Origin of the sequence: Aquipseudomonas ullengensis (assembly GCF_014174475.1) — a bacterium.
In the GTDB taxonomy this organism is placed as follows: domain Bacteria; phylum Pseudomonadota; class Gammaproteobacteria; order Pseudomonadales; family Pseudomonadaceae; genus Aquipseudomonas; species Aquipseudomonas ullengensis.
The window spans coordinates 572,472-592,521 of sequence record NZ_JACJUD010000003.1; the positions used below are offsets into that span (position 1 = coordinate 572,472).

24 protein-coding genes are annotated in these 20,050 nt (G+C 64.3%); 17 read left to right on the forward strand and 7 right to left on the reverse strand.

The window, feature by feature from the left end; translation table 11 throughout:
• The first annotated feature begins 73 nt into the window (after positions 1-73).
• Positions 74-730, forward strand: coding sequence for a DUF3313 domain-containing protein (locus H3H51_RS11970; protein ID WP_183089260.1), 657 nt, complete (start codon positions 74-76; stop codon positions 728-730).
• A gap of 93 nt (positions 731-823) precedes the next feature.
• Here the strand turns inward: H3H51_RS11970 and H3H51_RS11975 are convergent, their stop codons facing one another.
• On the reverse strand, positions 824-2,752 hold the full coding sequence (locus H3H51_RS11975; RefSeq protein WP_183089261.1) for a RecQ family ATP-dependent DNA helicase: 1,929 nt from the start codon (positions 2,750-2,752) through the stop codon (positions 824-826).
• Between the two features lie 149 nt (positions 2,753-2,901).
• Here H3H51_RS11975 and ppk2 point away from each other — a divergent pair, with 149 nt between their 5' ends.
• Positions 2,902-3,738, forward strand: a complete 837-nt coding sequence (gene ppk2 / locus H3H51_RS11980; protein ID WP_183089262.1) for a polyphosphate kinase 2 — start codon at positions 2,902-2,904, stop codon at positions 3,736-3,738.
• Positions 3,739-3,844: 106 nt separating this feature from the next.
• Here ppk2 and H3H51_RS11985 read toward each other — a convergent pair whose 3' ends face one another.
• Together H3H51_RS11985 and upp are read right to left on the reverse strand one after the other, a co-directional pair.
• Positions 3,845-5,110 (reverse strand): uracil-xanthine permease family protein, encoded by a 1,266-nt coding sequence (locus H3H51_RS11985; protein WP_183089263.1) that lies wholly within the window; start codon positions 5,108-5,110, stop codon positions 3,845-3,847.
• A 2-nt stretch (positions 5,111-5,112) separates the two neighbouring features.
• On the reverse strand, positions 5,113-5,751 hold the full coding sequence (gene upp / locus H3H51_RS11990) for a uracil phosphoribosyltransferase (RefSeq protein ID WP_183089264.1): 639 nt from the start codon (positions 5,749-5,751) through the stop codon (positions 5,113-5,115).
• Between the two features lie 272 nt (positions 5,752-6,023).
• Between upp and H3H51_RS11995 the strand changes: the two genes are divergently transcribed.
• The 4 genes from H3H51_RS11995 (at position 6,024) to mqo (ending at position 9,380) form a co-directional block, all read left to right on the forward strand.
• Complete coding sequence (locus tag H3H51_RS11995) at positions 6,024-6,581, forward strand: hypoxanthine-guanine phosphoribosyltransferase (RefSeq protein WP_183089265.1); 558 nt, start codon at positions 6,024-6,026, stop codon at positions 6,579-6,581.
• A gap of 1 nt (position 6,582) precedes the next feature.
• Positions 6,583-7,059 carry a WbuC family cupin fold metalloprotein gene (locus H3H51_RS12000; protein ID WP_183089266.1) on the forward strand — a complete coding sequence of 159 codons (477 nt, stop codon included), beginning with the start codon at positions 6,583-6,585 and terminating at the stop codon, positions 7,057-7,059.
• Between the two features lie 151 nt (positions 7,060-7,210).
• Positions 7,211-7,498, forward strand: coding sequence for a PA4642 family protein (locus H3H51_RS12005; protein ID WP_183089267.1), 288 nt, complete (start codon positions 7,211-7,213; stop codon positions 7,496-7,498).
• A 391-nt stretch (positions 7,499-7,889) separates the two neighbouring features.
• Complete coding sequence (gene mqo, locus H3H51_RS12010; RefSeq protein ID WP_183089268.1) at positions 7,890-9,380, forward strand: malate dehydrogenase (quinone); 1,491 nt, start codon at positions 7,890-7,892, stop codon at positions 9,378-9,380.
• Positions 9,381-9,437: 57 nt separating this feature from the next.
• Here mqo and H3H51_RS12015 read toward each other — a convergent pair whose 3' ends face one another.
• Positions 9,438-9,668, reverse strand: coding sequence for a hypothetical protein (locus H3H51_RS12015; protein ID WP_183089269.1), 231 nt, complete (start codon positions 9,666-9,668; stop codon positions 9,438-9,440).
• Between the two features lie 175 nt (positions 9,669-9,843).
• Between H3H51_RS12015 and H3H51_RS12020 the strand changes: the two genes are divergently transcribed.
• Positions 9,844-10,431: a YajG family lipoprotein gene (locus H3H51_RS12020; RefSeq protein ID WP_183089270.1), complete on the forward strand. Its 588-nt coding sequence runs from the start codon at positions 9,844-9,846 to the stop codon at positions 10,429-10,431.
• A gap of 58 nt (positions 10,432-10,489) precedes the next feature.
• On the opposite strand, the gene H3H51_RS12025 is transcribed toward H3H51_RS12020, so the two are convergent.
• Entirely contained in the window at positions 10,490-10,696 is a 207-nt protein-coding gene (locus H3H51_RS12025) for a hypothetical protein (protein ID WP_183089271.1), read from the reverse strand.
• Between the two features lie 203 nt (positions 10,697-10,899).
• Here H3H51_RS12025 and H3H51_RS12030 point away from each other — a divergent pair, with 203 nt between their 5' ends.
• Positions 10,900-11,187 carry a hypothetical protein gene (locus H3H51_RS12030; RefSeq protein ID WP_183089272.1) on the forward strand — a complete coding sequence of 96 codons (288 nt, stop codon included), beginning with the start codon at positions 10,900-10,902 and terminating at the stop codon, positions 11,185-11,187.
• A gap of 285 nt (positions 11,188-11,472) precedes the next feature.
• On the opposite strand, the gene H3H51_RS12035 is transcribed toward H3H51_RS12030, so the two are convergent.
• Positions 11,473-12,639 (reverse strand): 1-acyl-sn-glycerol-3-phosphate acyltransferase, encoded by a 1,167-nt coding sequence (locus H3H51_RS12035; RefSeq protein ID WP_183089273.1) that lies wholly within the window; start codon positions 12,637-12,639, stop codon positions 11,473-11,475.
• A gap of 93 nt (positions 12,640-12,732) precedes the next feature.
• Here H3H51_RS12035 and H3H51_RS12040 point away from each other — a divergent pair, with 93 nt between their 5' ends.
• The 3 genes from H3H51_RS12040 (at position 12,733) to H3H51_RS12050 (ending at position 13,858) form a co-directional block, all read left to right on the forward strand.
• On the forward strand, positions 12,733-12,915 hold the full coding sequence (locus H3H51_RS12040) for a CPXCG motif-containing cysteine-rich protein (protein WP_183089274.1): 183 nt from the start codon (positions 12,733-12,735) through the stop codon (positions 12,913-12,915).
• Complete coding sequence (locus H3H51_RS12045; protein ID WP_183089362.1) at positions 12,915-13,175, forward strand: putative signal transducing protein; 261 nt, start codon at positions 12,915-12,917, stop codon at positions 13,173-13,175. Before H3H51_RS12040 ends, H3H51_RS12045 begins: the two co-directional genes overlap by 1 nt.
• A 65-nt stretch (positions 13,176-13,240) precedes the next feature.
• A complete protein-coding gene (locus tag H3H51_RS12050; RefSeq protein ID WP_183089275.1) occupies positions 13,241-13,858 on the forward strand; it encodes an SOS response-associated peptidase in 618 nt (205 codons plus the stop codon).
• Between the two features lie 115 nt (positions 13,859-13,973).
• Here the strand turns inward: H3H51_RS12050 and H3H51_RS12055 are convergent, their stop codons facing one another.
• Positions 13,974-14,870 carry a LysR substrate-binding domain-containing protein gene (locus H3H51_RS12055; protein ID WP_183089276.1) on the reverse strand — a complete coding sequence of 299 codons (897 nt, stop codon included), beginning with the start codon at positions 14,868-14,870 and terminating at the stop codon, positions 13,974-13,976.
• A gap of 109 nt (positions 14,871-14,979) precedes the next feature.
• Here H3H51_RS12055 and H3H51_RS12060 point away from each other — a divergent pair, with 109 nt between their 5' ends.
• From H3H51_RS12060 to H3H51_RS12085, 6 genes are all read left to right on the forward strand, one after another.
• Positions 14,980-16,092 carry an S-(hydroxymethyl)glutathione dehydrogenase/class III alcohol dehydrogenase gene (locus tag H3H51_RS12060; RefSeq protein WP_183089277.1) on the forward strand — a complete coding sequence of 371 codons (1,113 nt, stop codon included), beginning with the start codon at positions 14,980-14,982 and terminating at the stop codon, positions 16,090-16,092.
• A 90-nt stretch (positions 16,093-16,182) separates the two neighbouring features.
• Positions 16,183-17,028, forward strand: coding sequence for an S-formylglutathione hydrolase (gene fghA, locus H3H51_RS12065; protein WP_220790960.1), 846 nt, complete (start codon positions 16,183-16,185; stop codon positions 17,026-17,028).
• 44 nt (positions 17,029-17,072) lie between these two features.
• A complete protein-coding gene (gene ispF, locus H3H51_RS12070; protein ID WP_183089278.1) occupies positions 17,073-17,546 on the forward strand; it encodes a 2-C-methyl-D-erythritol 2,4-cyclodiphosphate synthase in 474 nt (157 codons plus the stop codon).
• Positions 17,543-18,601, forward strand: a complete 1,059-nt coding sequence (truD, locus tag H3H51_RS12075; RefSeq protein ID WP_183089279.1) for a tRNA pseudouridine(13) synthase TruD — start codon at positions 17,543-17,545, stop codon at positions 18,599-18,601. Before ispF ends, truD begins: the two co-directional genes overlap by 4 nt.
• The gene (gene surE, locus H3H51_RS12080) at positions 18,589-19,338 is read left to right on the forward strand and encodes a 5'/3'-nucleotidase SurE (protein ID WP_183089280.1); all 750 of its coding nucleotides are present in this window, start codon (positions 18,589-18,591) and stop codon (positions 19,336-19,338) included. Before truD ends, surE begins: the two co-directional genes overlap by 13 nt.
• The gene (locus tag H3H51_RS12085; RefSeq protein ID WP_407926496.1) at positions 19,338-20,012 is read left to right on the forward strand and encodes a protein-L-isoaspartate(D-aspartate) O-methyltransferase; all 675 of its coding nucleotides are present in this window, start codon (positions 19,338-19,340) and stop codon (positions 20,010-20,012) included. The genes surE and H3H51_RS12085 overlap by 1 nt, the downstream gene beginning before the upstream one ends.
• Positions 20,013-20,050 lie beyond the last annotated feature (38 nt).

A 20,050-nucleotide genomic window follows, 5' to 3' on the forward strand; every position in this document is an offset into this window, starting at 1 on the left:
GATCAGTAAGACTAGGATGTCTGCAGCGGCACCAACGCTGTGCCGCGCCACCATTAGCATTAGGAGTACAAGGATGAAACGCTACGCGCTGCGCACCCTGGGCTTGAGTCTGAGCCTGTTGTTGGCTGCATGCTCCAGCCAGACAACCAAGCCCGAGCAGTATTCGGGTTTCCTGAAAGATTACTCACAGCTGCAGCCGGCCACTTCGGCCAGTGGTGTGCCTGTTCTGCGTTGGGTGGCGCCGGGTCTCGACCTGAACAACTACCCGTCGGTAATGGTGGAGAAGCCGGTCTTCTTCCCCAAGCCGCAGCCGAGCGACCAAGTCAGCCAGAAAGCCCTCGACGATATCGCCGTCTACCTGCAACAAGCCATGCAGCGTGAGCTGGCCGGGCGCATGCAAGTGGTCGACCAGCCCAACCAGGACACCCTGGTGCTGCGTACCGCGATCACTGCCGTGGATGTTTCCGCCGAAGGCCTGAAATTCTATGAAGTGATTCCAATCGCCCTGGTGGCCGCTGCTGCCAGCACCGCCATCGGCACCCGCGACCGCGACACCGATATCTATGTCGAGATGGAAGCCCTCGATGCCCGCACCAGCCAGCCCGTGGCAAAAATTGTGCGCAAAGGCCACGGCCTCGACCTGGAAAACAAGAGCACCCAGCTGACGGTGAATGACCTCAAGCCAGCCCTGGACTCCTGGGCCAAGGACGCGCGTACCTTCAAGCCGTGAAGTAGCGCTGCAATGGCGCGGCCAGCCCGTCTGGTCGCACCGCTCTGCTAAAACCCTCCCGCTACACCCTGTTGAGCTGCGCTCAGCACCCTCCTAGCGCTGTTGTTCGACCCAGCTACGCACCTCGGCGTAGGGGTAATCCTCCAGTCTTGCAAACCCGTTGATCTGCCGTGCCTTGAGCTTGGTGAACAGCGGCACGCTGATGCCGCAGAGAAAGCGCGTCAGGCATTCGCTGCTGGGTTGTTCGCCACGGGCTTCCTGGTGACGCTGGCTGAAGGCCGCGCACAGTGCGTGGCAGTCCAGCTCGGCCAGTGGTTGCAGCACGGGGGCGGGCGGCAGCTGGGCAACCTGACCGCGGCACACCGAGCAATGGCCGCAGCGCTGCGGTGCCTGGGTGTCGCCGAAGTAGGCGGCCAGGCGCTGGCTCAGGCATTGCGGGCTGGCGAACAGTTCGAGCATGGCCTGGATGCGGGCAATCTCGCTGGCTTCCTGCTGTTTGAAGTAGGCGTGCAGTTCGTTACCGAGCTGTTGTGGGTCGAAGCTGGCGTCGAGCAGGGCGTAGACCTCGGTCATCTGCTTGCTTTCCAGCTCGATCCAGCCGCGTTCCTGGAAGAAATCCAGAGCCTTGACCACCCGCCCGCGCTCGGCCTGGTGCTGGCTGTACAGCGCGTCGAAATCCACCGTGCACCAGGTGCGCGCACGGCTGGAGCTGGTGACGATGGCCTCGACGAACTGCCGCCGCTCACCCTCGAACTTGCCCAGCAGCACCTCGGGCTCGACCCGATATTTGAAGCGGTACTCGGCGAAGTAGGCGTAGCGCGGGGCAATGATGCCGCGCAGCTCCAGCTGCACCAGCAGGGTTTTCAGCGGTAACTGGCGAATATTGCTTTGGTCGGAGAGCCGGTTGAGCATCAGCTCCCACTGGCCGTCCTGGCCTGCACTGAGCAATTCATCCAGCACGCAGCGGATGCCGGCCAGCTCCGGCGTGTCGCCATAGACGAAGTTTTCCAGCACGTTGAGGCTGTCGCGGTTGGCCAGCACCAGGCAGTCGGACGGCTGGCCGTCGCGCCCGGCGCGGCCGATCTCCTGGCTGTAGTTCTCGGTGGATTTGGGCAGGTCGAAGTGCACCACGTTGCGGATGTCGGCCTTGTCGATGCCCATGCCGAAGGCGATGGTGGCGACGATGCAGTTGATCCGCCCGTCCATGAACTGGCGCTGGATCGCCTCGCGCGTCTCGTGCGGCATGCCGGCGTGGTAGGCGCTGGCGGGAAAGCCGCGCTGGCTGAGCTGCTCGGCCACCTGTTCGGCAGTCTTCTGCTGGGTGACGTAGACGATGCTCGGCTGGCCGGCCTTGGCGCCCAGCCATTCGCTCAGCCGGCGCTGCTTGTCGCGCCCGGCCACGGGCTCCACCAGCAGGTTGAGGTTGGGGCGGTAGAAGCCGGTGGTGACTACATCGTCTGCGGCAATCGCAAACTTCTTCTGCATGTCGGCGATCACCGGCGGGGTGGCCGTGGCGGTGAGCAGCAGCACCTGGGGAATGCCGAACTGACGCTGGTAGTCGGGCAGCTTGAGGTAGTCCGGGCGGAAGTTGTGGCCCCATTCGGAAATGCAGTGGGCCTCGTCGACCACCAGCAGGGAGATCGGCACCTGGCTGATGAAGTTGCGAAAGCGTTCGTTCTTCAGGCGCTCGACCGAGATCATCAGGATCTTCAGTTCGCCGGATTTGGCCTTGGCCATGGTCTCGGCGGCCTGCTCGCGGCTCTGCGCCGAATCGATGCTGGCGGCGCTGATGCCGCGGGCATGCAGGAAGGCCAATTGGTCCTGCATCAAGGCCAGCAGCGGCGACACCACCAGGGTCAGGTGCGGCAGGTGCAGGGCCGGCAGCTGGTAGCACAGCGACTTGCCGGAACCGGTGGGGAAGATCGCCGCCGCCGAGCGGCCGGCCAGTACGGCCTCGACCACGCGTTGCTGGCCGGGGCGCAGTTGGGAGAAGCCGAAGACGCGGGCGAGGGTGGTGAGCATTAACGTGGCCCCGTGAGCAGCGGAAAGGGCGCTGACCATAGCGCGCCGACCGTGGCGAGGCCAGCTCGACAGGTTTCGGCCGGGTACTATGCAGTCAGGGCCTTGGCCGGCTAGTCTCGAGTGACGCATTCATTACCGAGGGATTGGCCATGGCCAAGCGCAAAGCCAGCAAGGAAAAGCCGCAAGCAACCAAGAGCAAACCGCAAGACACCACGGAGAAGCTCTCGCGCAAGGAGTACGAGCAGCAGCTGTATGACTTGCATGTCGAACTGGTCAAGTTGCAGCAGTGGGTGGTCGCCACTGGGGCGCGGGTGGTGGTGGTGTTCGAGGGGCGTGACGGCGCTGGCAAGGGCGGTACCATCAAGGCGCTGACCGAGCGGGTCAGCCCACGGGTGTTTCGCGTGGTGGCGCTGCCGGCGCCGACCGATCGCGAGAAGAGCCAGATGTATATCCAGCGCTACCTGACGCAGATGCCGGCGGCGGGAGAAGTCGTGATCTTCGACCGCAGCTGGTACAACCGCGCCGGCGTGGAGCGGGTCATGGGCTTCTGCAAAGAAAGCCAGGTGCAGAAGTTCCTGCAGCAGGCGCCGATGTTCGAACGCACGGTGGTGGACTCGGGAATCATCCTGCTCAAGTACTGGCTGGAGGTCAGCCCGGCGGAACAGGAGCGCCGTCTGCGCTCGCGCATCGACGATGGGCGCAAGACCTGGAAGCTGTCGCCGATGGACATCAAGTCGTTCAATCGCTGGGACGACTACACCCGCGCCCGTGACGAGATGTTCGAAGCCACCGACACACCCTGGGCGCCCTGGTTCGTCGCACGTTCCGAGGATAAGAAGCGCGTGCGCCTGAACCTGATCAGCCATCTGCTGCAGCAGGTTCCCTACCAGCCGGTTGAACAGCCCAAGGTGGAGCTGCCCAAGCGTCGGGTCGGCCGCTACAAGGCGGCCAACTTTCCCTTCAAGTACATTGCCGAGCCATTCTGAGGCGTAGGGCGGGTGAAGCCCGCGTCGCGGATTGCGCGGGTTGCACCCACCCTACGTGAGCCGCATAAAAAAGCCCCGCATCTGCGGGGCTTTTTTTATGCTGCGATCAGATCTCCGGATCGATCGGCGGGTGTTTGTGCCAGGCCGCGCCGCCGGGTAGCAGCAGGTTCAGGCCCAGGGCGCTGATGGCGCACAGCGAGATACCAGACAGGGCGAACTCGTTGCCGCCGATGACCATACCGCCGATGCCGAACACCAGGGTCACCGAGACGATGATCAGGTTGCGTGCCTCGGACAAGTCGACCTGATGGCGAATCAGGGTATTCAGGCCGACTACCGCAATCGAACCGAACAGCAGGCAGAGGATGCCGCCCATCACCGGCACCGGGATGGCCTGCAGCGCGGCGCCGAACTTGCCGATGAAGGCCAGGGTGATGGCGAAGATCGCCGCCCAGGTCATCACTTTCGGGTTGAAGCTCTTGGTCAGCATCACTGCGCCGGTCACTTCGGCGTAGGTGGTGTTGGGCGGGCCGCCGAACAGGCCGGCTGCCGAAGTGGCCAGGCCGTCACCGAGCAGGGTGCGGTGCAGGCCGGGCTTGCGCACGAAATCCTTGCCGGTCACGGTGCCGACCGCGATCACCCCACCAATGTGCTCGATGGCCGGAGCCAGGGCGACCGGCACCATGTACAGGATCGCGCCCCAGTGCAGTTCCGGGGTGACGAAGTGCGGGATGGCCAGCCACGGGGCGGCGGCGATGCCGGTGGTGTCGAAAATGCCGAAGACCACGGACAGGCTGCAGCCCACGGCAATGCCGGCGAGGATCGGCACCAGGCGCAGCAGGCCACGACCGAGCACGGCCACCAGCAGGGTGGTGATCAGGGCCGGCATGGAGATGAACATGGCGGTCTGGTAAGGCACCAGTTGCGCGCTGGCGTCGCCAGTCTTGCCCATGGCCATGTTCACCGCGACCGGCGACAGGGCCAGGCCGATGGCGATGATCACCGGGCCGATTACCACCGGTGGCAGGACGCGGTCGATGAAACCGGGGCCTTTGAGCTTCACGGCCAGGCCGAGGAGCATGTAGACGAAACCGGCGGCAACCACGCCGCCCAGCACCGCCGGCATGCCGAACTCACCCTTGGCGGCGATGATCGGGGCGATGAAGGCGAAGCTCGAGGCCAGGAAAACTGGCACCTGGCGGCCGGTGGCAAGCTGGAACAGCAGGGTGCCGATACCGGCGGTGAACAGCGCGACGTTGGGGTCCATGCCGGTAATCAGTGGCATCAGCACCAGGGCGCCAAAGGCAACGAAGAGCATCTGTGCGCCGGAAATCACCTGGCGCCAGAGCGGGTCCTTGTATTCATCCTGCATGGTCATGCGTCCTTTTGTTTGGTGCCGAAGATCTTGTCGCCGGCATCGCCGAGGCCCGGAATGATATAGCCGTGTTCGTTGAGGCACTGGTCGATGGAGGCGGTGAAGATCATCACGTCCGGGTGTGCATCGTTGACCACCTTGATGCCTTCCGGCGCGGCGACCAGGACCATGGCGCGGATTTCCTTGCAACCGGCCTTCTTCAGCAGGTTGATGGTGGCGACCATGGAGCCGCCGGTGGCCAGCATCGGGTCGATGATCAGGGCCAGGCGCTCGTCGATTTCCGGGGCGAGTTTTTCCAGGTAGGTGTGCGCTTCCAGGGTTTCCTCGTTGCGCGCCACGCCCACGGCGCTGACCTTGGCGCCGGGAATCAGGCTGAGCACGCCGTCGAGCATGCCGATGCCGGCCCGCAGGATCGGCACCACGGTGATTTTCTTGCCGGCGATCTTCTCCACCTGCACGGTGCCGGCCCAGCCCTGGATCTCGCAGTCTTCCAGCGGCAGATCGTTGGTCGCTTCATAGGTGAGCAGGGCGCCCACTTCCTGGGCCAGTTCGCGGAAGTTCTTCGTGCTGATGTCGGCGCGGCGCATCAGGCCGATCTTGTGGCGGATCAGCGGGTGGCGAATTTCTCGGATGGGCATGCAGGGTCTCCGGGGAAGGCGGCGGAATACTGGCTAGAGTAAAGCACTGGTCATGCCAGCTAGAAGGCGCCCAGTTTACTGACTGACTTGAGCGAGTGGTCAGAAAATATCCGTCCAGGCTTGCCCTGACGCATGACTCTGAGTACCTTTGCCGACCATTTTTTATGACCTGCCGTCCCTGGCGGTCACCCTTCGGGCCGTCGCTGGCGCGACGTTAAGAATTGCTCCCGGCAATTTTTTAACCAGCCTTGTCTATTTATCTGGAGAAGACCATGTCTGCCGACCTCGCCCACATCCGCCAAATCATGGCCGAAGCCGATTGCCTGTACACCGACGCGCAGGTCGAGGCGGCCATCGATCAGGTCGCCGAGGCCATCAATGGCGAGCTGGCCGAGAGCAATCCGGTGGTGTTCTGTGTGATGAACGGCGGCCTGATCTTCGCAGGCAAGCTGTTGCCCAAGCTGGGTTTCCCGCTGGAACTGTCGTACCTGCACGCCACCCGCTACCGCAGCGAAACCACCGGCGGCGAGCTGTTCTGGAAGGCCAAGCCGGAAATCTCCTTCATTGACCGTGAAGTGCTGATCATCGACGACATCCTCGACGAAGGGCACACCCTCTCGGCCATCATCGAGTTCTGCAAGCACGCCGGCGCCACCAAGGTGCACACCGCCGTACTGATCGACAAACAGCACGACCGCAAGGCGCGCCCGGACCTCAAGGCCAACTACGTCGGCCTGCCGTGCGAAGACCGCTTCATCTTCGGCTACGGCATGGACTACAAGGGCTACTGGCGCAATGCCGCCGGGATCTTCGCCGTCAAAGGCCTGTAATTTGCGCCCCGCGGCGTTTCTCGACCGCAGCCTGTTCGCCAGCCTGGCTGAGCAGGCGACGGCCAGTCCGCGCCAGCGTACCCATCACAACTTCCACGCCATGGAAGAGCCCTGCCACCGCCTGGCGGTAGGGCTGCAGCCCGACACCTATATCGCCCCGCACCGCCACCTGGCGGCGGACAAGGCCGAGACCCTGCTGGTGCTGCAGGGCCGCATCGGCCTGTTGCTGTTCGCCGAAGATGGCAGCGTGCAGCAGACCCGCCTGCTCGAAGCCGGTGGCGAGTGCGTTGGTGTCGATCTGGCGCCCGGCCAGTTCCACGCCCTGGTGGTGCTGAGCGCCGACAGCGTGCTGTTCGAGTGCAAGGCCGGCCCTTATCGCCCGCTGGGCGAGGATGAACAGGCCTTCTGGGCGCCGCGCGAGGGCGAGCCTGCTGCGCTTGAGTATCTGGCCTGGATGCGCGCGCAGTTCGACGCCTGACCATCGATTCCCTCCGGAAATCACTGTTCTCCCACTGTCGTGCGAGCTGGATCGTTGCATCGCCCGTAAAGGATTCCTTCGTCGCGTTGAGCGCGCTGCCGGGCAAGGGTAAACTGCCGGCCCCGTGATGCCCGCTGAGCTGGAGTGCGTGATGCGTAAAGACAAGAAACAGGTGATTGGCGAAGAAATCAGCGACGAGTCGATCAAGCTGTTCCTCGCGGTCGAGCCGGCCGATGCTACGCCGCCGTCCCTGCACAAGCTGGTCAAGGCCTACCGCGGCCTGCGTATCGACGATTTCGAGCGTTTTCTCGGCTTCTTCAAGGACGCCGGCTATGACCTCAACGCCACCGATGCCCAGGGGCATGATTTCGTGGCACTGATCCAGGATCAGCGCCTGGCTGAGCCCTATGTCGAGGCGATCAAGGCCGCGCGCGGCTGATTCGGCCAATAAACAGGATTGCCAGGTGGTATCGGCGCAATTTTTGCGTCTGAAAATGCGTCATTAATGGTATCGTGCGCGCCGGAAAAAGCCTGCCCGGCAAAGTCGGGCAGGGCCCGCACGGCGGGCTGTTGCGCAAAGTGGTCTGGAGCGCAGGGCGCTCGATCGACGGAAGCGGCACTGATTTCAGTATTTGAATGGTACGGGCGACCCACAGGTGGCACGTATCGATAGAGGTTGCGAAGGATCGGGTCAGGCCGGGTCACCGGCCCCTGACCGTCGCCCCTCCGATATTCCAGGCACCCGCCTGGCTGTCAGTGATTAGTGGTTGATGCGCGGCTCAAAAGGTCGATGGCATCAATTTGGTACTGCAGATCTTGGAGAAGCGTTAATGACGCAAAACAATCACGAAACTGTGGATGTGCTGCTGGTCGGCGCCGGCATCATGAGCGCCACCCTGGCGGTGTTGCTCAAGGAGCTCGATCCTGGCCTCAAGCTGGAAATCGCCGAACTGCGCGAGTCCGGCGCCATCGAAAGTTCCAACCCCTGGAACAATGCCGGTACCGGCCATGCCGGCTTGTGTGAGCTGAACTACACGCCGCAGGCGGCGGATGGTTCGGTGGACATCAAGAAAGCCGTCAACATCAATACCCAGTTCGAAGTCTCCAAGCAGTTCTGGTCCTACCTGTGCGGCAAGAGCGCATTCGGTTCGCCGAAGAACTTCATCAACTCGGTGCCGCACCTGAGCTTCGTGCGTGGCGAGAAGGATGTGGGCTTCCTCAAGGCGCGCTTTGCCGAACTGAGCCAGCACCACGCCTTCGCCGACATGGAATACAGCGAAGACGCGGCCACCATGGCCGAGTGGATGCCGCTGATGATGCAGGGCCGCGCTGCCGGTGAGCGCATCGCCGCGACCCGTGCGCTGAATGGCACCGACGTCAACTTTGGTGCGCTGACCAACCAGCTGCTGCAGTACCTGGCCAGCCAGGGCGGCACCAGCGTCAGCTACAACCAGAAAGTCACCGGCCTGTTGCGCACCGCGCAGGGCTGGGATGTGACGATCAAGAACTCCCAGGACGGCAGCACCCGTTCGGTTGCGGCCAAGTTCGTATTCCTCGGCGCCGGTGGCGGTGCTCTGCCACTGCTGCAGATGTCGGGCATCGAAGAAGGCAAGGGCTTCGGCGGCTTCCCGGTCAGCGGCCAGTGGCTGCGCTGCGACAACCAGGACGTGGTCAAGCTGCACCAGGCCAAGGTCTACAGCCAGGCTGAAGTCGGCGCGCCGCCGATGTCGGTGCCGCATCTCGACACCCGCGTGGTAGACGGCAAGACCTCGCTGCTGTTCGGCCCGTACGCTGGCTTCACCACCAAGTTCCTCAAGCACGGCTCGTTCCTCGACCTGCCGCTGTCGGTGCGCCCGAGCAACATCGGCCCGATGCTGGCCGTGGCGCGCGACAACATGGACCTGACCCGCTACCTGATCAAGGAAGTGCTGCAGTCCCAGGACCAGCGCCTGGACGCCCTGCGCAAGTTCTACCCGAACGTGAAGGCCGAGGACTGGCGCCTGGAAATTGCTGGTCAGCGCGTGCAGATCATCAAGAAAGACGCCAAGAAAGGCGGCGTGCTGCAGTTCGGTACCGAACTGGTGGCGGCCGAGGACGGCTCCATCGCCGCCCTGTTGGGCGCTTCGCCGGGCGCTTCGGTGACCGTGTCGATCATGCTCAACCTGATCGAGCGTTGCTTCGCCGAACAAGCGGGCAGCGAAGCCTGGGCCACCAAGCTGAAGGAAATCTTCCCGGCGCGCGAGAAGCCGCTGGAAGACGACGCCGAGCTGTACCGCCAGGTCAGCACGCAGTGCAGTGCCAACCTGCAGCTCAACGCCTGATTGGCGATGCGCTCATGAAAAACCGCCCCTCGGGGCGGTTTTTTTATGGCCAGATCTTCAGGCGGCGAGGGCGGGCAGCGGTCGGCGGGCGCTCGGGCTGGCCTGCATGACCGCTTCGAGCGGCAGCTGCTGGCCGATCCAGCCCAGGTGCATGGCGCTGACTTCCACCCAGCCATTCTGTTCAGGGGCGCTGGATGCCTGGCGCAGCGCGCGGCAGATGCCGCGATTGTCCAGCAGGGCATAGCAGCGCATGCGCGGGGCCAGGTTCAGCAAACTCCACAGACTCATCATCATTCTTTCCTCTTCGAGTGCCTGATCCTTATCGCACGCGGCAGTGACAGCCCTGTGACAGTGGAACCCCGGAGGCCGTGATGGGGTCTGAAAAGCAGATGTCGCGCCCGGTGGCGCTGGTTATACTGCCCGCCACTTTTAGTCCCCCCTCATCGTTCTGGAGAGATCAAGCATGAAGAATCGTGCGCTGTTCGGTCTGATCGCCGTGCTCGGCCTGAGCCTGGTCGGTTGTGCCCACAGCCCGCAGCAACTGCTGCCGCAACCCAAGCTCACCGCGCCTCTGGCCGCAGTCGGTCAGGGTCAGCCCGTGGTGGTGCGTGTGGTCGATGGTCGTCAGTCGCCGGTACTGGGCACTCGCGGTGGTCTTTACCCGGAAACCAGCGCGATCAGCGTTCAGGGCAAGGACATCCTGCCGCGCCTGCAGGCCGAGGCCGAAGCGGCTGTACGCCTGCTCGGCTTCACCCCGAGCGCCAATGCCTACAATGCGCCGCAGCTGACCCTGACCCTGGCCGACCTCAAGTACCAGTCGCCGAAAGAAGGCACCTACGTCACCGAGGCTGACATCAGTGCCAGCTTCCGTGCCGACGTGCAGAACAGCAACCGCCGCTACAGCGGCCGTTACGGTGCTTCGCTGAACCAGCGTTTCGGCATGGCGCCGAACCAGGAAACCAACACCAAGCTGGTCAGCGACGTGCTCAGTGACGCCCTGACCCGCACCTTCAAGGATCCAACCATTGGCCAGTTGCTCAACGGCCAGTAACGGTTCCCGCTCCAACGAAAAAGCCCGGCCTGATGCCGGGCTTTTTTGTGCCTGGCATTCAGGCGGCCTGCTGGTACAGCTCCGGCAGGCTGATCCCGGTCTGCGGGTCTGCGTCGGGGTATTCAGCGTGTTCATGACCGCCGAGGGCGCAGTAGACCAGCCACTGGCGGTCCTGCACGTTGATGGCGAAGGCGTCGACCAGCGCGCGCTGCTCTTCGTCGTGGGCGATGCGGTAGAGATGATCCTGAAGCTGGGCGTGCAACATGGCGGCCTCCTGTGAGCGAGGCGTCACGATGGCAGGCCTCTGTGACCAGGCGATGAATGGCCGCGGGTGTTCGTCGGAATGCCCGGCGGGCAAGGGGGCGCTTCGGTAGACTCCGCGACCGTATTCTGACTGCCGGCCGCGCGCCGGTGCATCGTATCCCTTTTGACGGCTCGCACGCGGGCTACCCGAAGTTGAGGTTGATGATGTCGTTGCAGGCTTTGTGGTCGTTGTTTCTGGCTCACCCGGCGCAAGCCGTGAATACCCTGGCGCTGTTCTTTGCCGCTGCCGGCAGCTGGCTGCTGCTGGCCACCCGCGTGCGCGAGCAGCGCGCCGTGGCCCGTCTGGCCGCCGACGGTGAGCTGAATGAGCTGGATGAAGAAGCGTCGCTGCTGGACGAGCCTACCCAGCGCCTCAATCGGTTCTTCTACCGTTTCGGTGGCGCCAGCCTGGGCGTCGCCCTGCTAATGTCCTGGGTTAGCACGCAGCTCTGAGAACCTGCTCACGGTCTCCTGTCCGTCGGCCAGCCTGCGTTAAAACCAGGCTCGGCAAGCCGCTGCGGCTAACGCGCTTTAGCGCGGCCCGAAGGGCGAGTGAAACGAGTCATGCTCATTTACAGCTCGTAAACTCCGCTTCCTCGCCGCTTTGACCAGCCGGAGGCTGTTACTGGCGTAGCGCCTTGTCTGGCTCTAGTCCAGAAGATTGTGAACAGGTTCTGATTCGCGTGAGTGAATGAAAACGGCAGCCCTCGGGCTGCCGTTTTTCGTTTCAGGCCACAGCTAGAGTGGCAAACCCGCCTTGACCCGATAGTAGTTGCGCACCGGCATGGCGTACTGGCGGATCAGCCATGGCTGCTGCTCCACCGGGCAGGCGTCCAGGCGGCGCTGCCACTCGCTGCGCGCGCTCTGCAACTCATCGGCAGTGAACTGGTGTTCGAGCGCCGGTACGGCCAGCTCGGCGTCGCGCTCTTCCCACTGGGCGTAGGCCAGGTGATGCACCGGGAACAACCGGTAGCCGCCGAGGATATGGCGGTCCATCAGGGCGGCCAGCTGCTTGGCATCCTCGAAGCCGGACGTCACCTGTGCGCCGAAGTGCACATGCACGCGGCCTTTGTAGCCGGTGATGCCGAGGGCGATGCTAGCGTCGTCCTCGCCCGGTGCCTTTTCGTAGCTGCCGCTGCTGGCGCGGATCGACAGCTCGCGGGCCTTGGCCTGGTCGCACGGGTCGTACTCGTAGCTGATCGAGACCGGAATCAGGTTCAGCGAGCTGAGCACATGGGCAAAAGGCTCGTCCTTGCGGCTCATGTGGAACATCTTGAGGATCGCCGAATCGGTGCGATCGTCGCCGTCCTTGGCGCGGCCCTCGGCCTGGGCAATCCAGACCGACTGGCCGTCGACGCGGATCGAGTGGTTGATGTAGGCCGACAGCAGCTGGAAGGCCGCCAGCTTCTCGCGCCGCCCGGTCAGCGAGCGGTGCACGATGAAGCTCTTGTTCAGGCGCATCAGGTCGCTGACGAAGGGCCGCTGCAGCAGGTTGTCGCCAATGGCGATGCGCGGCGTCGGCAGGCCGGCGTGGTACACGGCGTAGTTGACGATGGCCGGGTCCATGACGATATCGCGGTGGTTGGCGAGGAACAGGTAAGGCGCGCCGGGCTTGAGTTGCTCCAGGCCGGAATAGCTCACACCGTCGGTGGCGCTCTCCAGGGTGCGGTCCACATACAGCTCGATGCGGTCCTGCAGCGCGGCAACGCTGGCGATGCCGGCGACCTGCTGGCGCAGCCGATGAGCTATAAGAGGTTTAAGCAGCCAGCCGAGCGGCCCGGCCAGACGCGGGAAGCGAAAGCGCGTGAGCATGCCGAGAAAGGTCGAGTCGCCAAGCAGGCGGTCGAGGACGGCGCGGACTTCGTGGTCGGCGTAGGGTCGGATGGAATCGAATTCGCCCATCATGTTCTCATCGTTACGGGTGCCTAGGCTCAGGGGGAGTCCCGCGAGCCTGCAATAGACCGGCGATTGTACCTGCAAGTCACAGTGGAGGTCGTGATGCTGGAAACACAGGCGTATCAATGTCCCTATTGCGGCGAACCGGCCGAGGCGTTGCTTGATCTGTCCGCCGGTGACCAGGAATACATCGAGGACTGTCCGGTGTGCTGCCGGCCGATCATCTTCGATTTGCGTACCGACGGTGACGACTGGTCACTGGACGTGCGCACGGAGGATGAATGATGCAGCGCGTCTACGAGCCGCAGGACCTGCTGGAAGGCGAACTGTTGCTGGGCATGCTGGCCAGCGAAGGGGTGGATGCACACCTCACTGGCCGCCACCTGCTGGGCGCCATCGGCGAGCTGCCGGCGCTGGGGCTGCTGGGCTTGCTGGTGATGGATGACGATGCCGACCACGCGCGCCACCTGATCGCCGCGTACAATGCCGCCGCGCCACTACCTGGCGACGAGCCGGATGCCTGTCCCGGTGTGCTGCTTTGCTGATGGCGTGTCGCCAGTCCGGTCTGTCGCTGCCTTTCCTTTGTTTTCCTCGATGAGCCCGCTGTCTTATGAGTGGACGTTTTGCCCTGTTTCGCTGGTCGCAGAGCTTGGCAACCTTGCCCGGCTTCCCTGTTGGGCAGGCGCCGCACTGGAATATTTCGCCCGGTAATCAGGTGCTGTTCCTGCGCCATGTCGGCGGCGAGTTGCAGGCTGCCAGCGGTCGCTGGGGGCTGACCCCGCCCTGGCTCAATGATTTGTCGAAATCGCCGGCCCATGCCCGTGCGGAAACCCTCAGTGAGCAGCCGATGTTCCGCGAGGCCTTTCGCCAGCGGCGTTGCCTGCTGCCGGCCAACGGCTTCTACGAGTGGCGCGGCGAGTTGCGCAAGCGCCCGTTCTGGCTGACCGGCGAAGGCAGCCTGCTGCACTTCGCCGCGCTGTGGGAGGCCTATCCGGCGGGAGATCAGGTCTACCTGAGCGTGGCCATGATTACCCAGCCCGCCGCCCATTTGCGTCGCCCGCTGCTGCTGGATGAGGCGCAGCAACACGCCTGGCTGGCCGAGGACACGCCCCTGGCGCAGTTGCAGGCGTTGCTGCTGATTCCCACGCCGCCATTGCGCGAGCGGGTGTTGGCCAATCTGGTCAACGATCCCAAACTGGATGCCCCGGAGTGCCTGACGCCGGCGTGACAGGTGTCCTGCCCATAGTTTGCGCTGCTCACGTTGGTGGATAAGCAAAGCGTTATCCACCCTACGGTTTAGCCCGAGTAGGGTGGAAAACCGCGCAGCGTTTTCCACCAATGACTCAGGCGAGTTGCTGATACTCCGGCCGCTGCGCCAGGCCTTCCTTCAATAACTCGACCAACTGGCGCACCTTGGGCGACAGGTGCCGCTGCTGCGGATACAGCGCCCACACTGCGGTGTTCGGCGGCTTGTGCTGGGCCAGCAGGTCGACCAGTGCGCCGCTGCGTAGGTGGGCCTGCACGTAGTAGTCGGGCAACTGACACAGGCCGAAACCGCGCAGCGCCGCATCCAGCACCGCCTCGCCGCTGTTGCAGCGCCAGTTACCCTGCACCCGTTGCGACAGCTCGCGGCCGTCCTGCTGGAAGCTCCAGGTGTCGCTGCTGCCGATCAGGCAGTTGTGCCGCGCCAGTTCCGACAGGCTGTGCGGCCGGCCGTAACGCTCCAGGTACAGCGGCGCCGCGCACAGGTGCATGACCCGCGGCGCCAGGCGCGTGGCCACCAGGCGCGAGTCCTGCAGGCGGCCGAGGCGGATGGCCAGGTCCATGCCGCTGTGCAGCAGGTCGAGGGTCTGGTTGCTCAGCTCGATCTCCACGCGCAATTGCGGATGGCGCTGCATGAAGTCGTTCACCAGCGGCACGATGAAGCGCTCACCGTAAGCGACCGCGCAGGTCATGCGCAGCAGGCCCTTGGGCTCGTTGGCCAGGTCGCCGACCGCGCGCAGCGCTTCCTCGCGGGCGTCCTGCAGGCGCTGGCAGTGCTGCAGAAAGGTCTGCCCGGCCTCGGTCAGCACCACGCGGCGGGTGCTGCGGTAGAACAGGCGGGCCTGCAGGTGTTCTTCCAGCTTCGCCACCTGGCGACTGACCTGCGACGACGACAGGCCCAGGCGTTCGGCAGCTGCAGTGAACTGGCCGCACTCGGCGACGGCGACGAATTCGTCCAGGCCTTCCCAGCGATTCATGGTTGATTATCCCTGCATGGCAATAATGTTTTGCTTTGTCGGGGATTATTCCTCAAATCGATGCCAACTACACTGCACGCCACGTTCAAAGCCACCCTTGGAGAACCCCATGATCAAGTCCCGCGCCGCGGTCGCCTTCGCCCCCAACGAACCGCTGCAGATCGTCGAAGTCGACGTCGCGCCACCGAAGGCCGGTGAAGTGCTGGTGCGCATCGTCGCCACCGGCGTCTGCCACACCGACGCCTATACCCTGTCCGGTGCCGACTCCGAGGGCGTGTTCCCGGCAATTCTCGGTCACGAAGGTGGCGGCATCGTCGAAGCAGTCGGCGAGGGCGTGACCTCGGTGCAGGTTGGCGACCACGTGATCCCGCTGTACACGGCCGAATGCCGCGAGTGTAAATTCTGCAAATCCGGCAAGACCAACCTGTGCAGCTCGGTGCGCGCCACACAGGGCAAGGGCCTGATGCCCGACGGCACCTCGCGCTTCTCCTACAACGGCGAGCCGATCTACCACTACATGGGCTGCTCGACCTTCTCCGAGTACACCGTGCTGCCGGAAGTCTCCCTGGCAGTGATCCCCAAGGACGCGCCGCTGGAAAAGGTCTGCCTGCTCGGTTGCGGCGTGACCACCGGCATCGGCGCCGTGCTCAACACCGCCAAGGTGGAAGAGGGCGCCACCGTGGCGATCTTCGGCCTGGGCGGCATCGGCCTGGCGGCGATCATCGGCGCGAAGATGGCCAAGGCTAGCCGCATCATCGCCATCGACATCAACCCGGCCAAGTTCGACGTGGCCCGTGAGCTGGGCGCGACCGACTTCGTCAACCCGAAGGACCATGCCAAGCCGATCCAGGACGTCATCGTCGAGATGACCGACGGCGGCGTCGACTACAGCTTCGAGTGCGTCGGCAACGTGCAGCTGATGCGTGCTGCGCTGGAATGCGCGCACAAGGGCTGGGGCGAAAGCGTGATCATCGGCGTCGCCGGTGCCGGTCAGGAAATCAGCACCCGTCCGTTCCAGTTGGTCACCGGCCGCGTCTGGCGTGGTTCGGCCTTCGGTGGCGTCAAGGGCCGCACCGAGCTGCCGAGCTACGTGGAGAAGTCGCAGAAGGGCGAGATCCCGCTGGACACCTTCATCACCCACACCATGGGCCTGGAGCGGATCAACGAAGCCTTCGACCTGATGCACGAAGGCAAGAGCATCCGCACCGTTATCCATTACTGATCGTAGGGTGGATAACGCCGTCGAATGACGGCTTATCCACCTGCGGCGGTGGAAACGCTACGCGGTTTCCACCCTACGCGAGGCATCGACATGACTCTCGAAATTGTTTCCAGCAACAAGAGTTGCGGTGGTTGGCACAAACGCTATCGCCACCGCTCCAGCACGTTGAGCTGCGACATGCAGTTCGCCGTCTACCTGCCGCCGCAGGCCGAGCAGGGCGCCAAGCTGCCGGTGCTGTACTGGCTCAGCGGCCTGACCTGCACCGACGAAAACTTCATGCAGAAGGCCGGCGCGCAAAAGCTCGCCGCCGAGCTGGGCCTGATCATCGTCGCCCCGGACACCAGCCCGCGCGGCGCCGATGTGCCGGGCGACCCGGACGGTGCCTGGGATTTCGGTCTGGGCGCCGGCTTCTACGTCAACGCCACCCAGGAACCCTGGGCGCGGCATTACCGTATGCACGACTACGTAGTGCACGAGCTACCGGCGCTGGTCGAGGCCAACTTTCCGGTGTCGGGCAAACGCGGTATCAGCGGTCACTCCATGGGCGGCCATGGTGCATTGGTCTGCGCCTTGCGCAATCCGGGGCGTTACCACTCGCTGTCGGCCTTCGCGCCGATCAGCAACCCGAGCAATTGCCCCTGGGGCGAGAAGGCACTGGGCCGCTACCTGGGTGAAGACCGCAGCCGCTGGCGCGAGTGGGATGCCTGTGCGTTGCTGGCCGATGCCACCGAAAAGCTGCCGATCCTGGTCGACCAAGGGGATCGCGACGACTTCCTGGTGGGCCAACTGAAACCCGAGGCCTTGCAAGCGGCGGCCAAGGCGGCCGGCCATCCGCTGACTCTGCGCCTGCAGCCGGGCTACGACCATAGCTACTACTTTATTGCCAGCTTCATCGATGACCACTTGAGACATCATGCGGCGGCCTTACAGGCCTAATCCGGTTAGAATCACGCCCTGACTTCTGCAGGGCGTTTTCTTTTATGCGTATCGGTCATGGCTACGACGTACACCGCTTCGGCGAGGGCGATTTCATCACCCTGGGCGGCGTGCGTATCCCGCACAAATTCGGCCTGGTGGCCCATTCCGATGGCGACGTGCTGCTGCATGCCCTCAGCGATGCGCTGCTCGGCGCCGCGGCGCTGGGCGATATCGGCAAGCACTTCCCCGATACCGACCCGACCTTCAAGGGTGCCGACAGCCGCGCACTGCTGCGTCACGTACTCGGCCTGATTCACGCCAAGGGCTGGCGGGTCGGCAATGTCGACGCCACCATCGTCGCCCAGGCACCGAAGATGGCGCCGCACATCGAGACCATGCGCGGGCTGATCGCCGCCGATCTGCAGGTCGAACTGGACCAGGTCAATGTCAAGGCCACCACCACCGAGAAGCTCGGCTTCACCGGTCGCGAGGAAGGCATCGCGGTGCATGCCGTGGCGCTGTTGGTGAAGGCATGAACGAACTGCAACTGCTTGGCCCGCGTGCCCACGGTGAGGCCTGCGGGCGCGCCGTGCTCAAGGCCACGGCGGAAGACTTTCAGGTCGATGAAGTGCTCGATATTCCGCTGTCCGGCCAGGGTGAACACCTCTGGCTGTGGGTGGAGAAGCGAGGCCTGAATACCGAGGAAGCGGCGCGGCGCCTGGCGCGGGCCGCTGGTGTATCGCAACGCAACATCAGCTACGCCGGCTTGAAGGACCGTCAGGCACTGACCCGCCAGTGGTTCAGCCTGCACCTGCCGGGCAAGGCCGATCCCGACCTGAGCGCGGCCGAAGGCCATAGCCTGAGCATCCTCAAGACCGCGCGGCACTCGCGCAAGCTGCAGCGCGGCGCCCATTCGGCCAACGGCTTCACCCTGCGCCTGACCCAGTTCGATGGCGACAAGGACGCGCTGGAACAGCGCCTACAACAGATCCAGGCCCAGGGCGTACCCAACTATTACGGCCTGCAGCGTTTCGGTTTCCAGGGTGGCAACGTCTTCGAGGCCCGCCAGTTCGCCGAGCGCCATGAGCTACCGGAGCAGCGCAACCTGCGTTCGCGCCTGCTCTCGGCGGCGCGCAGCCACCTGTTCAATCGCCTGCTGGCTGAACGCGTGGCGGCGGGTAGTTGGAATCAGGTCGCGGTTGGCGATCTGCTGGCGTTTACCGGCAGCCGCAGCTTCTTCATGGCCGGTGAAGCCGAGTGCAGTGATCCGCGTCTGGCCATTCTCGACCTGCATCCCACCGGCCCCTTGTGGGGCAGTGGCCCGTCGCCGACAGCCGGTGCCGCGCACGCGCTGGAGCAGGGCGTAGCGGCAAGCGAGCAGGCACTGGCGGACTGGCTGGTCGAAGCGGGCATGGCGCACGAACGGCGTATCCTGCGCCTCCCCATTGGCGGTTTGACGTGGCATTATCCGGAGCCTGACATTCTGCAACTGCAATTCGTCCTGCCGGCCGGATGCTTCGCCACCGTCGTGGTGCGCGAACTGATCGATCTACTGCCGGCAGGGCAGACGGAAAATCCATGCGAATTCTGATTTCCAACGACGACGGGGTGATGGCACCCGGTATCGCCGCGCTGCACGGCGCGCTGGCCGACTATGCCGACTGCGTCATCGTTGCCCCCGCCGAGGACAAGAGTGGCGCCAGCAGCGCGTTGACCCTCGACCGTCCGCTGCACCCGACAACGTTGCCCAATGGCTATATCAGCCTCAACGGCACCCCCACCGACTGCGTGCACCTGGGCCTCAACGGCCTGCTCGAACAGGTGCCGGAGATGGTGGTGTCGGGGATCAACCTGGGCGCCAACCTGGGTGACGACGTGCTGTATTCCGGCACTGTCGCTGCTGCGCTGGAAGGTCGCTTCCTCGCGCGTCCGGCCTTTGCCTTCTCGCTGTTGTCGCGTCAGCCGGACAACCTGCCGACGGCCGCCTATTTCGCCCGCAAGCTGGTCGAGGCCCATGGCCAACTCGACCTGCCGCCGCGCACCGTACTCAACGTCAACGTACCCAACCTGCCGCTGGACCGCATCCGTGGCATCCAGCTCACTCGCCTGGGCCATCGCGCCCGTGCGGCGGCGCCGGTCAAGGTGGTCAACCCGCGTGGCAAGGAAGGCTACTGGATCTCCGTTTCCGGCGACGCCGAAGACGGCGGCCCGGGTACCGACTTCCATGCAGTGATGCAGGGTTACGTGTCGATTACCCCATTGCAGCTCGATCGCACCTTCCACGAGGGCTTCAACAGCCTCGGTGGCTGGTTGGAGGGGCTGCTCTGATGCGCGGCCAGGATCACCTGCAACGCCACGGGATCGGCATGACCTCGCAACGGACCCGCGAGCGGCTGATCGAGCGCTTGTACGAGGAAGGCCTGTCCAACCCACGGGTGCTGGAAGTCATTCGCCGTACGCCGCGCCATCTGTTCGTCGACGAGGCGCTGGCCCATCGTGCCTACGAAGACACCGCGCTGCCCATCGGCCATAACCAGACCATCTCCCAGCCCTATATGGTTGGGCGGATGACCGAGCTGCTGTTGGCTTCCGGCCCATTGGACAAGGTGCTGGAGATCGGTACCGGCTCCGGTTACCAGACTGCCGTGCTGGCCCAACTGGTCGAGCGGGTGTTCTCCGTCGAACGCATCCAGAGCCTGCAGGACAAGGCCAAGGAGCGTCTGGTCGAGCTAAACCTGCGCAACGTGGTATTCCGCTGGGGGGATGGCTGGGAAGGCTGGAACGCGCTGGGGCCGTACAACGGCATCATCGTCACCGCCGCTGCCGCCGAAGTGCCGCAGGCGCTGCTGGACCAGCTGGCTCCGGGCGGACGCCTGGTGATCCCGGTGGGCGTGGGTGACGTGCAGGAGTTGCTGCTGATCATCCGTGAAGACGATGGCTACAGCCGTCATGTCCTCGATCTGGTGCGTTTCGTACCGCTGCTCAATGGCCCCTTGGCCTGAGACGATCGAGTGAAGCGGCTGTAGACGATTCGGGCCGG